Here is a 14865-nt window from a genome sequence, read left to right as displayed (position 1 = left end):
CCGCGCGAGGGCGGGAGCCGGTGTTGCGAACGGCCATTGTAGTGCACTTCGACGCGCCGTGCTGCATCGCAGCGGCGCGCCGCGCGTGCCGGTCAGCTCTTGGCGTTGGCGAGCTGGCGGTTGCGGTCCTGCAGCGTCTTGATCACGCCTTCGACACCCTGCTGCCCGACGATGGTGTTGAAGCTGCCCTTGTAGGCCTCGGTCAGCCACGCGCCCAGCACGTTGATGTCATAGACCTTCCAGCCCTGCGCGGTCTTTTCCAGGCGGTAGTCCATCTGGATCGGCTCGCCCTTGTTGATCACCTGGGTGCGGATGGTGGCATCGGTATCGTCGGCGGTGCCGCGGTACGGACGGTACTGCACGGTCTGGTCGCGGATCTGCGCGATGGCGCCGGCATAGGTGCGGATCAGCAGGGTCTTGAATTCCTCGGTGATCTGCTTCTGCTGCTCGGGCGTCGCCTTGGACCAGTTGCGGCCCATGGCGATCTGCGTGGTCTTCTGGAAGTTGGCGTTGGGGATGATCTTCTGTTCGACCAGCGCGGTGATCTTGCCGATATTGCCGGCCTGCATGTCCTTGTCGGCCTTCACGGTCGACATCACGTCATTGACCACGGCCTTGACCAGCCCGTCCGGGGTCGCCGCGTCCTGGGGCGATACCTGGGCCTGCGCGGTCCCGGCGAAGGCAACCGCCGTCAGGAGGGGGAGCAACAGTCGCTTGAGCATGTGAGATTTTCCTTCTTTATCAAAGAGGTCGTGACCCGCGCGCCGGCACCTCGATACACGCACGGGAGGCTGCGGGTCCTTGCAGATTGGAACATAGCGGCGTCGCGCGCGTTGCCATCAAAAGCGCACCCGACGCCACCTACAAACAATTTGTTTCAGCGGTCACAGCGCATTCACAGCACTTGTGACGCCTTCAGCGCCTCAGCGGAAGCGTACCCCCGGCAGGCCGCCCGGCAGCACCGGCGGCAGGGGCATGCTCTGGCCCTCGGGCTGGGTCTCGCCCGCGGCGCCGGGCTTGGGCGGCTCGGCGGCAGGCGCCGAAGCCCCCTGCGCCGGCGGAACCGGCGCCGGCGCGGCATCGGCGTCGGTCGCTGCCGGCGCTGCGCCTTCGGTCTCGTCCTCGTCTTCAGCGCCCGGCGGATTGCCGTCGTAGATCAGATACTGGCGCCGCTGCAGGTAGGAGTCACGCAGGAACGAGTACTTGTCCAGCGCCGCCTGTTCCAGCAGGTTGCTGGCGCCCAGCAACTGGGCGCGGCCGGCGACGATGCGCACGCCGACCAGCGAATTGCGCAGCGAAACCGGGTAGAAGTACGCCGACGGATCTGCCTGACGGTCCACCAGCATGCCGGCGGTGTCGCGGAAGGTGCTGGGCCCGAACAGCGGCAGCACCAGGTACGGGCCGGCCGGCACGCCCCACACGCCCAGCGTCTGGCCGAAGTCTTCCTTGTACTTGGGCAGGCCGGCCGGGGTGGCGATATCGATCAGGCCGCCGATGCCCAGCACGGTGTTCATGGCCACGCGCATGGTGTCTTCGGCCGCGCGCGTCGGCTTGCCCTGCAGCAGGTTGTTCACCGCCGAATAGACATCGCTGACATTGGAGAAGAAGTTCTCCACCGCGCGCTGTACCGGCGTCGGCATGTAGTCGGCATAGAGTTCGGCGACCGGGCGCAGGATGCCCTTGTCGAAGTCCTCGTTGATCTTCGAGACCTCGCGGTTGAACGGCTCCAGCGGGTCTTTCGGGTTGGCGGTGGGACCGGTGGCGCAACCGGCAAGCGCCGCCGCGGCGGCGGCCGTGGCCAGGAGGTTGCGGAGGGGGCGGGCGGCGTTCACTTGAGATCTCCAGCCGGCGCCGGCGCGCTGGCGCCGGGGGACGAGCCGCCGCCGGCATCGGCGGCCTTGTTGTACAGGAACTGCCCGATCAGGTTCTCGAGCACCACCGCGGACTGCGTCATGGTGATGCGCGCGCCATCGGCCAGCATGGCGGTGTCGCCGCCCGCTTCCAGGCCGATGTACTGCTCGCCCAGCAGGCCCGAGGTCAGGATCTTGGCCGAGGTGTCCTTCGGAAACTGGTAGCGCGTCTCCAGGCTCATCTCGACGGTGGCCTGGTAGGTCTTGTCGTCGAAGCGGATCGCCGCGACCCGGCCGACCACCACGCCCGCGCTCTTGACCGGCGCGCGCGGCTTGAGCCCGCCGATATTGTCGAAGCGGGCCTGCACGCTATAGGTGTCCTGGAAGCTGAAGGCGCTCATGTTTCCCGCCTTGAGGGCCAGGAAGAGCAAGGCGACGAACCCTGCCGCCACAAACAGCCCCACCCAGAAATCGAGTGTGTTCTTTTTCATTGGAATCTCTTTCTTCAACCCCGTAGTATCTGTCGCTGCCTTGTTGACGCTGCCTTGTTGTCGCTGCCTTGTTGTCGCTGCTGGTCGCCGTCTTGTAATCGTACTTCCCGCATGATCGTCGCGGGCGCCCGCCTCAGTTGCTGAACATCAGCGCCGTCAGCAGGAAATCCAGCCCCAGCACCGCCAGCGACGCGATCACCACGGTGCGGGTGGTCGCGCGCGAGACGCCTTCCGGCGTGGGCTTGGCCTCGAATCCCTGGTACAGCGCAATGAACGTCACCGCGATGCCAAAGATAAAGCTCTTGATGACGCCGTTGAGCACGTCGGCGCGCACATCGACGCCGCCCTGCATCTGCGACCAGAAGGCCCCGGCGTCGACGCCGATCAGCTGCACCCCGACCACGTAGCCGCCCAGGATGCCCACCGCGCTGAAGATCGCGGCCAGCACCGGCATGGCGATCACGCCCGCCCAGAAGCGCGGCGCGACCACGCGCTGCAGCGGGTTGACCGCCATCATTTCCATCGCCGTGAGCTGCTCGCCCGCCTTCATCAGCCCGATCTCGGCGGTCAGCGAAGTGCCGGCACGGCCGGCGAACAGCAGCGCGGTCACCACCGGGCCCAGTTCACGCACCAGCGACAGCGCCACCAGCAGCCCCAGCGCCTGCTCGGAGCCGTAGCGGTTGAGCGTGTAGTAGCCCTGCAGCCCCAACACGAAACCGACGAACAGGCCGGACACCGCGATGATCACCAGCGACAGGTTGCCGACAAAGAAGACCTGGTCGGTCACCAGCCGGAAGCGGCGCAGCAGCGCCGGCGACAGCGCCAGCACCGTAAAAAACATACGCGTGGCGTGGCCCAGCCCGGAAACGCTGCGGCGCACGGCCGCGCCGATGGCGCTGAAAAAGCCTGCCAGGAAGCTGGTCATCGCGCGCCCCCGACGAAATCCTCGGCCAGCGACGGCCCGGCGTAGTGGAACGGCACCGGGCCGTCGGCCTCGGCATGGACGAACTGATGCACGAACGGATCGGTGGAGGCGCGCAGCGCCTCGGGTGTGCCTTCGGCGGCGATGCGCCCGTCGGCAATGAAATAGACGTAGTCGGCGATCTGGAAGGTCTCGTGCACGTCGTGCGAGACGATGATGGTGGTCGCGCCGAGCGCGTCGTTGAGGCTGCGGATCAGCCGCGCGGTCAGCCCCAGCGAGATCGGATCGAGGCCGGCAAAGGGCTCGTCATACATCAGCAGCGCCGGATCCAGCGCGATTGCGCGCGCCAGCGCCACGCGCCGCGCCATGCCGCCGGAGATCTGCGACGGCATCAGGTCGCGCGCGCCGCGCAGGCCGACCGCATTGAGCTTCATCAGCACCAGGTCGCGGATCATCGACTCGGGCAGGTCGGTGTGCTCGCGCAGCGGGAAGGCGACATTGTCGAACACCGACAGGTCGGTAAACAGCGCCCCAAACTGGAACAGCATGCCCATCTGGCGGCGCACGGCGTACAGGCCAGCGGTGTCGAGCTGGTGGATGTCGGTGCCGGCAAAGCGCACCGCGCCCGCCTGCGGCCGCACCTGGCCGCCAATCAGCCGCAGCACCGTGGTCTTGCCGCAACCCGAGCCGCCCATCACCGCGATCACCTTCCCGCGCGGGAATTGCATGGTCAGGCCGGACAGGATCGGCTTGCCGTGGTCCGCGTAGGCGAAATCCACTGCAGTCAGTTCGACAAGATTTTGAGCAGAAGCGGTCACGTTGGCACCGGTCGGGACAGGGGCGCATTATAAGGTGTACTACCTAGCCCTGCTGGCACCCGTGTGTCCCGCGCCACATGCGGCGTGCCTGTGGTGCCTCAGAATTCTCCTGGCCGCCCGGCAATCCGGCCGGTTTCCCCTGGAAACCGGCCAGTCTTCTGCCACGCCGCAGTGCCGCTCAGGGCTCCTGCACGATCGGCACGTCCTTCAGGATGACCTGCCACTGGATCGATTCGGAGCGGATCGCGGTGGCAAACGCCTCCGGCGAGTCGCGCAGCGGCGTCAGCCCGGCGGCTTGCAGACGCGAACGCACCTCGCGCTCGGCCATCACGCCGTCCAGCTCGCCCGCCAGCCGCGCCACGATGGCGCGCGGCGTCTTGGCGGGCGCCATCACGCCAAACCAGGCCGCCGCGGCGTAGCCGTCCTGCCCGGATTCCTGCAGCGTCGGCACCAGCGGTGCCAACGGGGAACGCGCCACGCCGGTCACGCCGACCAGCCGCAGACCGCCGCTCTTGACCTGGCTCTGGACCGCCGCGAAGGAACAGAAGCAGGCGCTGATGCGGCCGGCCAGCATTTCCTGCACCACCGCGGCCTCGCCCTTGCCGGTGACCAGCGGCACGCCGCCGCGCAGGCCGCGCACCGCGTATTCGGCGTACAGGTGCGAAGGGCTGCCGGGCTGGCCGTAGCCGTAGCTGTAGGAGCCGGGACTCGACCTGACCGCGGTCATCCATTGCTCCGGCGTGCGCATCGGCAGCCGGGCGTCGATGACCAGGAACAGCGGCGTGGTGGCGACGCGCGCCACCGGCGTGAAATCGCGCACGACGTCGTAGGGCACCGGCTCCAGCCCCGGCTGGATCAGCATGTTGGCCTGGTGGAACAGCAGCGTATGGCCGTCGGAGCTGGCCTTGGCGACGACATCGCCGGCGATGGTGCCGGCACTGCCGGGACGGTTGTCGACCTCGACCGGCACGCCGAGCCTGGCCGAGAGGCGCTCGGCCAGCATCCGCGCCACCGCGTCGGCAACGCCGCCGGCCGGGAACGGCACGATCAGCCGCATCGGGCGATCGGGGAACGACATGCTGCGCGCCAGCGGGGTGCCGGCATGCGCGGGCCTGGCGGGCACGGCGAACGCCAGCGTGGCACATCCCAGGGCGTACAGGCACAGCACCGGCGGGAGCCAGTGCCGGGCGGCAGCGGCCGCGGGCAGGCGCGGTGCGAACTTCGCTATACCTCGCCAAAGTCGCGACAAATTGCGCACTTCGGACATCGTTTTCCTCCGGCCCGTCTCCTGAGGAGACGGCAAACTGGTTCTGGGGAAAAAGGATTGGCGAGGCAGTTTCCGTTAATTGTTTTAGAAAATTGTAAGGACAATGTCCGGGCCGCCACAGGCACGTAAACCATAGCCGGGAGAACCCTGAAAGCCTTGCTGCGCCTTGCTGAATGCGCCGCGGCGGGGCGGCGGGAGGTCGGCTAAAGACGCGGTTGAGGTCGCGGCTAAGGGCGCGACTATAATCCGCCGATGACTAAATTCACCGTGCGGCCCATGGTCTTGTCCGACCTGCCGGCCGTGCTGGCGGTGCAGGCCAGCTGCTATACCGAAGGTCTGCTCGAAGGCGAGTCAGCACTGGCCAGCCGGCTGGCGCTGTCGCCGGCCACCTGCTGGGTCGCGCACGAGCCCGCGCAGCGCGGCCCCCTCGCCGCCTACCTGTTCACCCACGCCTGGCCCGACGACAGCCTGCCGCCGCTGGACGGCGTGCTCGACCATGACTGGCGCCAGCATGCCGCCGCTGACAGCCTGACCTGGTTCGTGCACGACATGGCCGTGGCCCCCGCCGGCCGCGGCGCCGGACTGGCGCCGCGCCTGTACGCGGCGGCGCAGGCGGCGGCGCTCGCCGCCGGGCTGCGGCGCTCGCGTCTGATCGCGGTGCAGTCCGCGGCGCCGTGGTGGCGCAGGCTCGGGTACGCCCCGGTGCCGGCGCAAACAGCGGCGCGGCACGCCGGCAAGCTGGCCGCATACGGCGCCAGCGCGGTGCTGATGGAGCGAACCATGGAGCAGACCCCGGCCGGCTGAACGCCGCCATCGCACAGACAAAAAAAGCCCGCCGGCTTGCGCCAGGCGGGCTTTTTTGTTGCAGCGGTAACGCCGGATCAGCGCGGCAGGTCGCTATGCCCCATCAGGAACGCATCGACCGAGCGCGCGGCCTGGCGGCCTTCGCGGATCGCCCACACCACCAGCGACTGGCCGCGGCGCACGTCGCCGGCGGCGAACACCTTGGGCACGTTGGTATGGTAGGCACGCTCGCCTTCGGTCGAGGCCTTGGCGTTCTTGCGCGCATCGGTGTCGACGCCGAAGGCTTCCAGCATCGAGCCCACCGGGTTGGTAAAGCCCATTGCCAGCAGCACCAGGTCGGCCGGCAGGATGAACTCGCTGCCTTCCACTTCCTGCATGCGGCCATCCTTCCATTCAACGCGGCAGGCCTTCAGCGCGGTGACCTTGCCGTTCTCGCCGATGAATTCCTTGGTGGCGACCGACCAGTCGCGCTCGCAGCCTTCGTCGTGCGACGACGAGGTGCGCAGCTTGATCGGCCAGTACGGCCACACCAGCGGCTTGTTCTCTTCTTCCGGCGGCTGCGGCAGCAGTTCGAACTGGGTCACCGAGGTGGCGCCGTGGCGGTTGGACGTGCCCACGCAGTCGGAGCCGGTGTCGCCGCCACCGATCACGATCACGTTCTTGCCCTCGGCGCGGATCTCGTTGGCGCCGTCGCCGGCGACTTCCTTGTTCTGCGGGATCAGGAATTCCAGCGCGAAGTGGATGCCGGCGAGGTCGCGGCCCGGCACCGGCAGGTCGCGCGGCACTTCCGAGCCGCCGGCCAGCACCACGGCGTCGAACTGGTCCATCAGGGCCTGGGCCGAGATGGTTTCGCGCGCATAGTTCTTGATGCCGGCCGGCAGTTCGCCGTCGGTCACCATCACGCCAGGGCGGAAGGTCACGCCTTCGGCCTGCATCTGTTCCATGCGGCGGTCGATCAGCGCCTTCTCCATCTTGAAGTCGGGGATGCCGTAGCGCAGCAGGCCGCCGATGCGGTCGTTCTTCTCGAACACGGTCACGTCATGGCCGGCGCGTGCCAGCTGCTGCGCGGCGGCCATGCCGGCGGGGCCGGAGCCGACCACGGCGACGGTCTTGCCGGTCTTGTGGCGCGGCAGCTGCGGCTTGACCCAGCCCTCTTCCCAGGCCTTGTCGATGATGGCGTGCTCGAGCGACTTGATGCCCACCGGCAGCTCGTTGATGCCGAGCGTGCAGGCGGCCTCGCACGGCGCGGGGCAGATGCGGCCGGTGAACTCGGGGAAGTTGTTGGTCTGGTGCAGCACCTCGATCGCCGACTTCCAGTCCTGGCGGTACACCAGGTCGTTGAAGTCGGGGATGATGTTGTTGACCGGGCAGCCGTTGTTGCAGAACGGGATGCCGCAGTCCATGCAGCGCGCACCCTGGAGCTTCGCTTCGCTGTCGGACAGCGCGAACACGAATTCCTTGTAGTGCTTCACGCGCTTGACTACCGGTTCGTAGCCCTCATTCTGGCGCGGAAATTCGAGAAAGCCAGTCGCCTTACCCATGTTGCGTCCTTGGTCATGCTGCGCGGGACCGGCGGCGTCGCCGGCCCTGCGGTGGGGTCAGTATCTTGTCGGGGCCGCGGCGGCTGCCGCGGTCCTTCGCTACGTTGGTTTTGCTGCGCTCGTCTCGCTCAGGCCGCGATGGCTTCGCGGTCGCTGTCGCGGGCGGCCTGTTCCTTGGCGTACATCTCGCCCAGCGCGCGCTTGTACTCGGTCGGGAAGACCTTGACGAACTTGCGGCGTGCCGTGGTCCAGTCGGCCAGCAGCGCCTTGGCGCGCTCGGAACCGGTGTAGCGGAAATGCTGCTCGATCAGGTTGCGCAGGATGACTTCATCCAGCACGCGCTTGCCGTCGACCTTGTGCCACGAAGCCTGGGGCTGGCCCTTCTCCTGGTCGGCCGAGGCCAGCACCGCTTCCAGCGCCACCATCGAGGTGTTGCAGCGCTTGTCGAACAGGCCGTCCTCGTCATAGACGTAGGCCACGCCGCCCGACATGCCGGCCGCGAAATTGCGGCCGGTGCCGCCCAGCACCACCACGGTGCCGCCGGTCATGTACTCGCAACCGTGATCGCCGGTGCCTTCCACCACCGCCACCGCGCCGGAGTTGCGCACCGCGAAGCGCTCGCCGGCGACGCCGTTGAAGAACGCTTCACCGGCGATGGCACCGTACAGCACGGTGTTGCCGACGATGATATTGCGGGTCGGATCGCCGCGGAACTCGTGCGGGGCGCGCACGATCACGCGGCCGCCCGACAGGCCCTTGCCGACGTAGTCGTTGCCGTCGCCGACCAGGTCCAGCGTGATGCCGTGCGCCAGGAACGCGCCGAACGACTGGCCGGCGGTGCCTTGCAGCTGGATGTGGATGGTGTCGTCAGGCAGCCCTTCATGGCCGTACTGCTTGGCCACCACGCCCGACAGCATCGCGCCGACGGTACGGTTGACGTTCTTGACCGGCTGGATGAACGAGACGCGCTCGCCCTTCTCGATCGCGGCACGGGCCTTGGCGATCAGCACGTGGTCGAGCGCCTTGCCGGCCTCGGGCGACAGCCCGTGGTCCTGCACGTCGGTGTGGTACAGCGGCACGTCCGCGCCCAGCGACACCTGGTGGAAGATGCGGCTGAAGTCCAGGCCGCGCGCCTTCCAGTGCTCGATGCCGGCCCTGGTGTCGAGCAGGTCGGCGCGGCCGATCAGCTCGTCGAAGGTGCGGATGCCCAGCTGCGCCATGATCTCGCGGGCTTCCTCGGCAACGAAGAAGAAGAAGTTGACGACGTGCTCCGGCTTGCCCTGGAACTTCTTGCGCAGCTGCGGATCCTGCGTGGCCACGCCCACCGGGCAGGTGTTCAGGTGGCACTTGCGCATCATGATGCAGCCCTCGGCGACCAGCGGCGCCGTGGCGAAGCCGAACTCATCGGCGCCCAGCAGCGCGCCGATGACGACGTCGCGGCCGGTCTTCATCTGGCCGTCGGCCTGCACGCGGATGCGGTTGCGCAGGCCGTTGAGCAGCAGCGTCTGCTGGGTCTCGGCCAGGCCCAGTTCCCACGGCGTGCCGGCGTGCTTGATCGACGACCACGGTGAGGCGCCGGTGCCGCCGTCATGGCCGGCGATCACGACGTGGTCGGCCTTGGCCTTGGACACGCCCGCGGCCACGGTGCCGACACCCACCTCGGACACCAGCTTGACCGAGATATCCGCCGACGGGTTGACGTTCTTCAGGTCGTGGATCAGCTGCGCCAGATCCTCGATCGAGTAGATGTCGTGGTGCGGCGGCGGCGAGATCAGGCCCACGCCCGGCACCGAGTAACGCAGCTTGCCGATGTAGTCCGAGACCTTGTGGCCCGGCAGCTGGCCGCCTTCGCCCGGCTTGGCGCCCTGCGCCATCTTGATCTGGATCTGGTCGGCCGACGCCAGGTACTCGGCGGTCACGCCGAAACGGCCCGACGCCACCTGCTTGATCTTCGAGCGCAGCGAGTCGCCGGCCTGCAGCTCCAGGTCCTTCTCGATCACGCCGTCGCCCAGCACGCCCTTCAGGGTGTCGCCCTGCTTGATGGGAATGCCGCGCAGTTCGTTGCGGTAGCGCTTCTCGTCCTCGCCGCCTTCGCCGGTGTTGGACTTGCCGCCGATGCGGTTCATCGCCAGCGCCAGCGTGGTGTGGGCTTCGGTCGAGATCGAGCCGAGCGACATCGCGCCGGTGGCGAAGCGCTTGACGATCTCCTTGGCGGGCTCGACTTCTTCCAGCGGAATCGCCTTGGCCGGATCGACCTTGAACTCGAACAGGCCGCGCAACGTCATGTGGCGCTTGCTCTGGTCGTTGATGATGTTGGCGTATTCCTTGTACGTCTGGTACGAACCCTTGGCGTCGTCGGCGCGCACCGAGTGCTGCAGCTTGGCGATCGAGTCCGGGGTCCACATGTGCTCTTCGCCGCGGATGCGGAAGGCATACTCGCCGCCGGCGTCAAGCATGTTCTCCAGCACCGGGCTGTTGCCGAAGGCGTCCTTGTGCAGGCGCAGCGCTTCCTCGGCGACCTCGAAGATGCCGATGCCCTCGACGTTCGACGGCGTGCCGTGGAAGTACTTCTGCACCAGCTCGCGCGACAGGCCGATGGCCTCGAAGATCTGCGCGCCGGTGTACGACATGTAGGTCGAGATGCCCATCTTGGACATCACCTTGAACAGGCCCTTGCCGATCGCCTTGACGAAGTTCTTGACCGCCTTTTCCGGCGACAGGTCGCCCGACAGGCCGCTGGCCATGTCGGCCAGGGTTTCCATGGCCAGGTACGGGTGCACGGCTTCGGCGCCGTAGCCGGCCAGCAGCGCGAAGTGGTGCACTTCACGCGCGGTGCCGGTCTCGACCACCAGGCCGGTGGACGTGCGCAGGCCCTTCTCCACCAGGTGGTGGTGGATCGCGGAGGTGGCCAGCAGCGCGGGGATGGCGACATGGTCGGCATCGACCGGGCGGTCGGTCACGATCAGGATGTTGTAGCCCGAGCGCACCGCATCCACGGCTTCGGCGCACAGCGAGGCCAGGCGCGCTTCGATGCCTTCCTTGCCCCACGCGGTCGGGTAGCAGATGTTCAGCTCGTACGAACGGAACTTGCCGCCGGTGTAGTGCTCGATGTTGCGGATCTTGGCGATGTCCTTGAAGTCCAGCACCGGCTGGGACACTTCGAGGCGCATCGGCGGGTTGATGTTGTTCAGCTCGAGCAGGTTCGGCTTGGGGCCGATGAACGACACCAGCGACATCACCATGTTCTCGCGGATCGGGTCGATCGGCGGGTTGGTGACCTGGGCGAACAGCTGCTTGAAGTAGTGGTACAGGGTCTTGTTCTTGGACGACAGGATCGCCAGAGGCGAGTCGTTGCCCATCGAGCCGGTAGCTTCCTCGCCCGACATCGCCATCGGCGCCATCAGGAACTTGACGTCTTCCTGGGTGTAGCCGAAGGCCTGCTGGCGGTCCAGCAGCTTGGCCACCGGCTTCTTCTCGGCGGCGACGTCTTCCGGCTTGGCGTCGATCTCGTCCAGCTTGATGCGCACGGCGTCGATCCAGCTCTTGTACGGCTTGGCGTTGGCCAGGTTGTCCTTGAGCTCCTTGTCGTCGATGATGCGGCCCTGCTCCATGTCGATCAGGAACATCTTGCCCGGCTGCAGGCGCCACTTCTGCACCACGCGCGACTCGGGGAACGGCAGCACGCCGGCTTCCGAAGCCAGCACCACGACGTCGTCCTCGGTCACGTAGAAGCGTGCCGGACGCAGGCCGTTGCGGTCCAGCGTGGCGCCGATCTGGCGGCCATCGGTGAAGCAGATCGCGGCGGGGCCGTCCCACGGCTCCATCATGGCGGCGTGGTATTCGTAGAAGGCACGACGGTTGTCGTCCATCAGCGTGTGCTGCTCCCAAGCTTCCGGGATCATCATCATCATCGCGTGGACGAGCGGGTAGCCAGCCATCGTCAGCAGTTCGAGGCAGTTGTCGAACGATGCCGTGTCGGACTGGCCCGGGTAGATCAGCGGCCACAGCTTGGGCAGGTCGTCGCCCAGCACCGGCGACGAGATCGCGCCGGTACGCGCGTTGATCCAGTTGACGTTGCCCTTGACCGTGTTGATTTCGCCGTTGTGGGCGACCATGCGGTACGGGTGGGCCAGTTCCCAGGCCGGGAAGGTGTTGGTCGAGAAACGCTGGTGCACCAGGGCCAGCGCCGATACGGCGCGCGGGTCCTGCAGGTCCAGGTAGTACTCGCCGACCTGGTTGGCCAGCAGCAGGCCCTTGTACACCACGGTACGGGCCGACATCGACGGCACGAAGTATTCCTTGCCGTGCTTGAGCTTGAGCGCCTGGATGGCGTGGCTGGCGGTCTTGCGGATGACGTAGAGCTTACGTTCCAGCGCGTCCGTGGTCATGATGTCGCGGCCGCGACCGATGAAGATCTGGCGGATCACCGGCTCGGTCTTGCGCACCGTGGGGGACATCGGCATGGCCGCGTCGACCGGCACGTCGCGCCAGCCCAGCACGACCTGGCCTTCCAGGCGCACCGTGCGCTCCAGTTCCTGCTCGCAGGCCAGGCGCGAGGCGTGTTCCTTCGGCAGGAAGATCATGCCGACGCCATATTCGCCGGCGGGAGGCAGGCTCACGCCCTGCGCGGCCATTTCCTCGCGGTAGAACTGGTCCGGAATCTGGATCAGGATGCCGGCACCGTCGCCCATCAGCGGGTCGGCGCCGACCGCGCCGCGGTGGTCCAGGTTCTCCAGGATCTTCAGGCCCTGGGAAATGATCTCGTGCGACTTCTTGCCCTTGATATGCGCGACCATGCCGACGCCGCAGGCGTCGTGCTCGTTGCTCGGGTCGTACATGCCTTGCGCCTGCGGACGCAGGTCGATGGCGGAGGAAGACTCGCTGATGTGCTCGCTGGTCTGCGCTTGGGCCGAAAGGTTCTTCATTTGGTCCACGGGCTGAATTCCGGTGAAGGCTGCGCGAACTGCTGGACTACCGGAACGGGGACCGCGCGCTTTCTATCAATCCACCCGGACCGGTGGACCGGCGGGAAGGGAAATGGGGACGAAGCTGTCTGCGGGCCGCAGCGGCGTACACGAGCGTGACGCGCCGCACAATGACTGTGGGTGGAGCAACTATATGGGAATCGCCTGCGGCTCGCAAAAAAATTAAACGGGGTCGGAACACATTAAAAGACGCACCGTTTCGGTGAATCAATTAAATAGGGACACATTAATTTTGTGACGATTTAGCCTCGCCTTTAGGCTGGCTTTGCACCTTTTTGGGGCGCCCTTTTGGCAACGGCTGGACCCGGCGTGTGGCATGTCTTTCCAGCTGCGCCAGGAACGCGTCGTCCCCGAGCGGCCAGCCGCTATGCGCATGTGTGCGCAGCGTGTCCAGCGTCTTGCCGGAGAGGCCTTCGGCGCTGAGCATGCGGTAGTTCGACTGCCGCTCGAACGGCGTATTGCCCAGTTCCCAGTACGCGGCGTGATCGCTGATGAAAGGGCTGGCCTCGATGCCGGCGTGATGGCGGTAGCTGCTCCAGCGGTCGGCCTCCGGGGTGTTGACCTCGCCCGCGCGCACCGCGTTGCCCTCGACATAGAGCATGGCCGGCAGCATCCACTGCGCCGGATCGAATACAGCGGAACGAAAGCGGCCTTCCCAGAGCGTGCCCGTGCGCCCGGCCACGCGGTTGAAGTAGCGCGCGTAGCGGCGTCCGACCGCCTGCATGGTGAGGCTAAGCGCGTCCTCACTTTTTGGCGTCGCCACCAGATGCACATGGTTGGGCCGCAGGGCATAGGCATGGACGGCCAGGTCGTGCTCGCGCGCGGCCATGCGCAGGCAGTCCAGGTAATGCAGGTAATCGTCAGCGCCCAGGAAGACGGGCTGGCGGTTGTTGCCGCGCTGCAACACCAGCGCGGGCAGTCCGGTGGGGGAAAAACGGGGAAGGCGGGCCATGATAGGTGGTGCGGGCTGGGATGCCCGCATCATAGCCTGATCCGTCCCTATTTTTCAGGGAGCAGTTCCCTCGCTGACGGCAAAGATGCGGCGATGCTCGCGGATGGCGTAGCGGTCGGTCATGCCGGCGATGTAATGGGCGATCAGCCGCGACTGGTCGCCGCCGTGGCTGGCCTGGTACTGCGGCGGCAGCAGGCGCGAGTCGGACATGAAGGCCTGGAACAGGTCGCCGACGATGCGCTGCGCTTTGGCCGACATCCGCATCACCAGGTAATGCCGGTACAGGTGCCGGAACAGGAAGCGCTTGAGCGCGGCGGCTTCCTCGTGGATCTGCGGGCTGAAGCCGACCAGCGGTCCGGCGGCACGCACTGCGTCGATATTGCGCGGGTTGGTGTCGGCGATATTGCGGCTGGTGGTTTCGATCAGGTCGACGATCAGCGTGTTGATCATGCGCCGGACCGTCTCGTTGATGGCGCGCCGGCCATTGATGCCGGGAAAGGCCTCGGCCACCTCGGCGCGGTGGCGGCCCCACATCGGCACCTCGTCGAGCTGTTCCAGCGTCAACAGCCCTGACCGCAGCCCGTCGTCGATATCGTGGTTGTTGTAGGCGATCTCGTCGGCAAGGTTGGCCAGCTGGGCCTCGAGCGACGGTTGCGTGCCTTCCAGGAAGCGCCGGCCCAGTTCGCCCAGCGCCGAGGCATTGACGCGCGAGCAATGCTTGAGGATGCCCTCGCGCGTCTCGAAGGTCAGGTTCAGGCCGTTGAAGCCGCCGTAGCGCTCTTCCAGTTCGTCCACCACCAGCAGGCTCTGCAGGTTGTGCTCGAAGCCACCGTGGTTCTTCATGCACTGGTTCAGCGCGTCCTGGCCGGCATGGCCGAACGGCGTGTGGCCCAGGTCGTGCGCCAGCGAGATCGCCTCGACCAGGTCCTCGTTCAGGCGCAGGTTGCGGGCGATCGAGCGGGCGATCTGCGCGACTTCCAGGCTGTGCGTCAGCCGCGTGCGGAACAGGTCGCCCTCGTGGTTGACGAAGACCTGGGTCTTGTACTCGAGCCGCCGGAACGCCGTGCTGTGGATCACGCGGTCGCGGTCGCGCTGGAATTCGCTGCGCGACAGCGACGCGGGTTCGGCGTGGACCCGCCCGCGCGTCTGCGCGGAGCGGGCGGCGTACGGGGCGAGGTGGCTTTCAAAGTCGGTCATGCAGCGCGTCCGGTGGCTGGGTCGGGGTGGCGAGGCAT

The 14865-nt window shown here is 67.0% G+C and carries 11 protein-coding genes; 1 reads left to right on the top strand and 10 read right to left on the bottom strand.

Features of this window, described 5'->3' with window-relative positions:
• Positions 1-92 precede the first annotated feature (92 nt).
• The 6 genes from LIN44_RS02730 to LIN44_RS02705 all read right to left on the bottom strand — a co-directional run bounded on the left by LIN44_RS02730 (position 93) and on the right by LIN44_RS02705 (position 5348).
• A complete protein-coding gene (locus LIN44_RS02730; protein WP_227313413.1) occupies positions 93-722 on the bottom strand; it encodes a phospholipid-binding protein MlaC in 630 nt (209 codons plus the stop codon).
• Between the two features lie 201 nt (positions 723-923).
• On the bottom strand, positions 924-1832 hold the full coding sequence (locus LIN44_RS02725) for a VacJ family lipoprotein (protein ID WP_227313412.1): 909 nt from the start codon (positions 1830-1832) through the stop codon (positions 924-926).
• The gene (mlaD, locus tag LIN44_RS02720; protein WP_227313411.1) at positions 1829-2341 is read right to left on the bottom strand and encodes an outer membrane lipid asymmetry maintenance protein MlaD; all 513 of its coding nucleotides are present in this window, start codon (positions 2339-2341) and stop codon (positions 1829-1831) included. Before mlaD ends, LIN44_RS02725 begins: the two co-directional genes overlap by 4 nt.
• A gap of 133 nt (positions 2342-2474) precedes the next feature.
• Positions 2475-3254, bottom strand: coding sequence for a lipid asymmetry maintenance ABC transporter permease subunit MlaE (gene mlaE / locus LIN44_RS02715; protein ID WP_227314325.1), 780 nt, complete (start codon positions 3252-3254; stop codon positions 2475-2477).
• Between the two features lie 8 nt (positions 3255-3262).
• Complete coding sequence (locus LIN44_RS02710) at positions 3263-4081, bottom strand: ABC transporter ATP-binding protein (RefSeq protein WP_227313410.1); 819 nt, start codon at positions 4079-4081, stop codon at positions 3263-3265.
• A gap of 178 nt (positions 4082-4259) precedes the next feature.
• Positions 4260-5348 carry a tripartite tricarboxylate transporter substrate binding protein gene (locus tag LIN44_RS02705; RefSeq protein ID WP_227313409.1) on the bottom strand — a complete coding sequence of 363 codons (1089 nt, stop codon included), beginning with the start codon at positions 5346-5348 and terminating at the stop codon, positions 4260-4262.
• 252 nt (positions 5349-5600) lie between these two features.
• Here LIN44_RS02705 and LIN44_RS02700 point away from each other — a divergent pair, with 252 nt between their 5' ends.
• Positions 5601-6152: a GNAT family N-acetyltransferase gene (locus LIN44_RS02700; protein ID WP_227313408.1), complete on the top strand. Its 552-nt coding sequence runs from the start codon at positions 5601-5603 to the stop codon at positions 6150-6152.
• A gap of 77 nt (positions 6153-6229) precedes the next feature.
• Here the strand turns inward: LIN44_RS02700 and LIN44_RS02695 are convergent, their stop codons facing one another.
• The 4 genes from LIN44_RS02695 to LIN44_RS02680 form a co-directional block, all read right to left on the bottom strand.
• On the bottom strand, positions 6230-7693 hold the full coding sequence (locus LIN44_RS02695) for a glutamate synthase subunit beta (RefSeq protein WP_227313407.1): 1464 nt from the start codon (positions 7691-7693) through the stop codon (positions 6230-6232).
• A gap of 128 nt (positions 7694-7821) precedes the next feature.
• The gene (locus LIN44_RS02690; RefSeq protein ID WP_227314324.1) at positions 7822-12531 is read right to left on the bottom strand and encodes a glutamate synthase-related protein; all 4710 of its coding nucleotides are present in this window, start codon (positions 12529-12531) and stop codon (positions 7822-7824) included.
• A 373-nt stretch (positions 12532-12904) separates the two neighbouring features.
• Complete coding sequence (locus LIN44_RS02685; RefSeq protein ID WP_227313406.1) at positions 12905-13630, bottom strand: transposase; 726 nt, start codon at positions 13628-13630, stop codon at positions 12905-12907.
• A gap of 54 nt (positions 13631-13684) precedes the next feature.
• On the bottom strand, positions 13685-14827 hold the full coding sequence (locus LIN44_RS02680) for a deoxyguanosinetriphosphate triphosphohydrolase (RefSeq protein WP_227313405.1): 1143 nt from the start codon (positions 14825-14827) through the stop codon (positions 13685-13687).
• Positions 14828-14865 lie beyond the last annotated feature (38 nt).

The organism is Cupriavidus sp. MP-37, from assembly GCF_020618415.1.
In the GTDB taxonomy this organism is placed as follows: domain Bacteria; phylum Pseudomonadota; class Gammaproteobacteria; order Burkholderiales; family Burkholderiaceae; genus Cupriavidus.
This window is presented reverse-complemented; position numbering and strand designations above follow the sequence as displayed.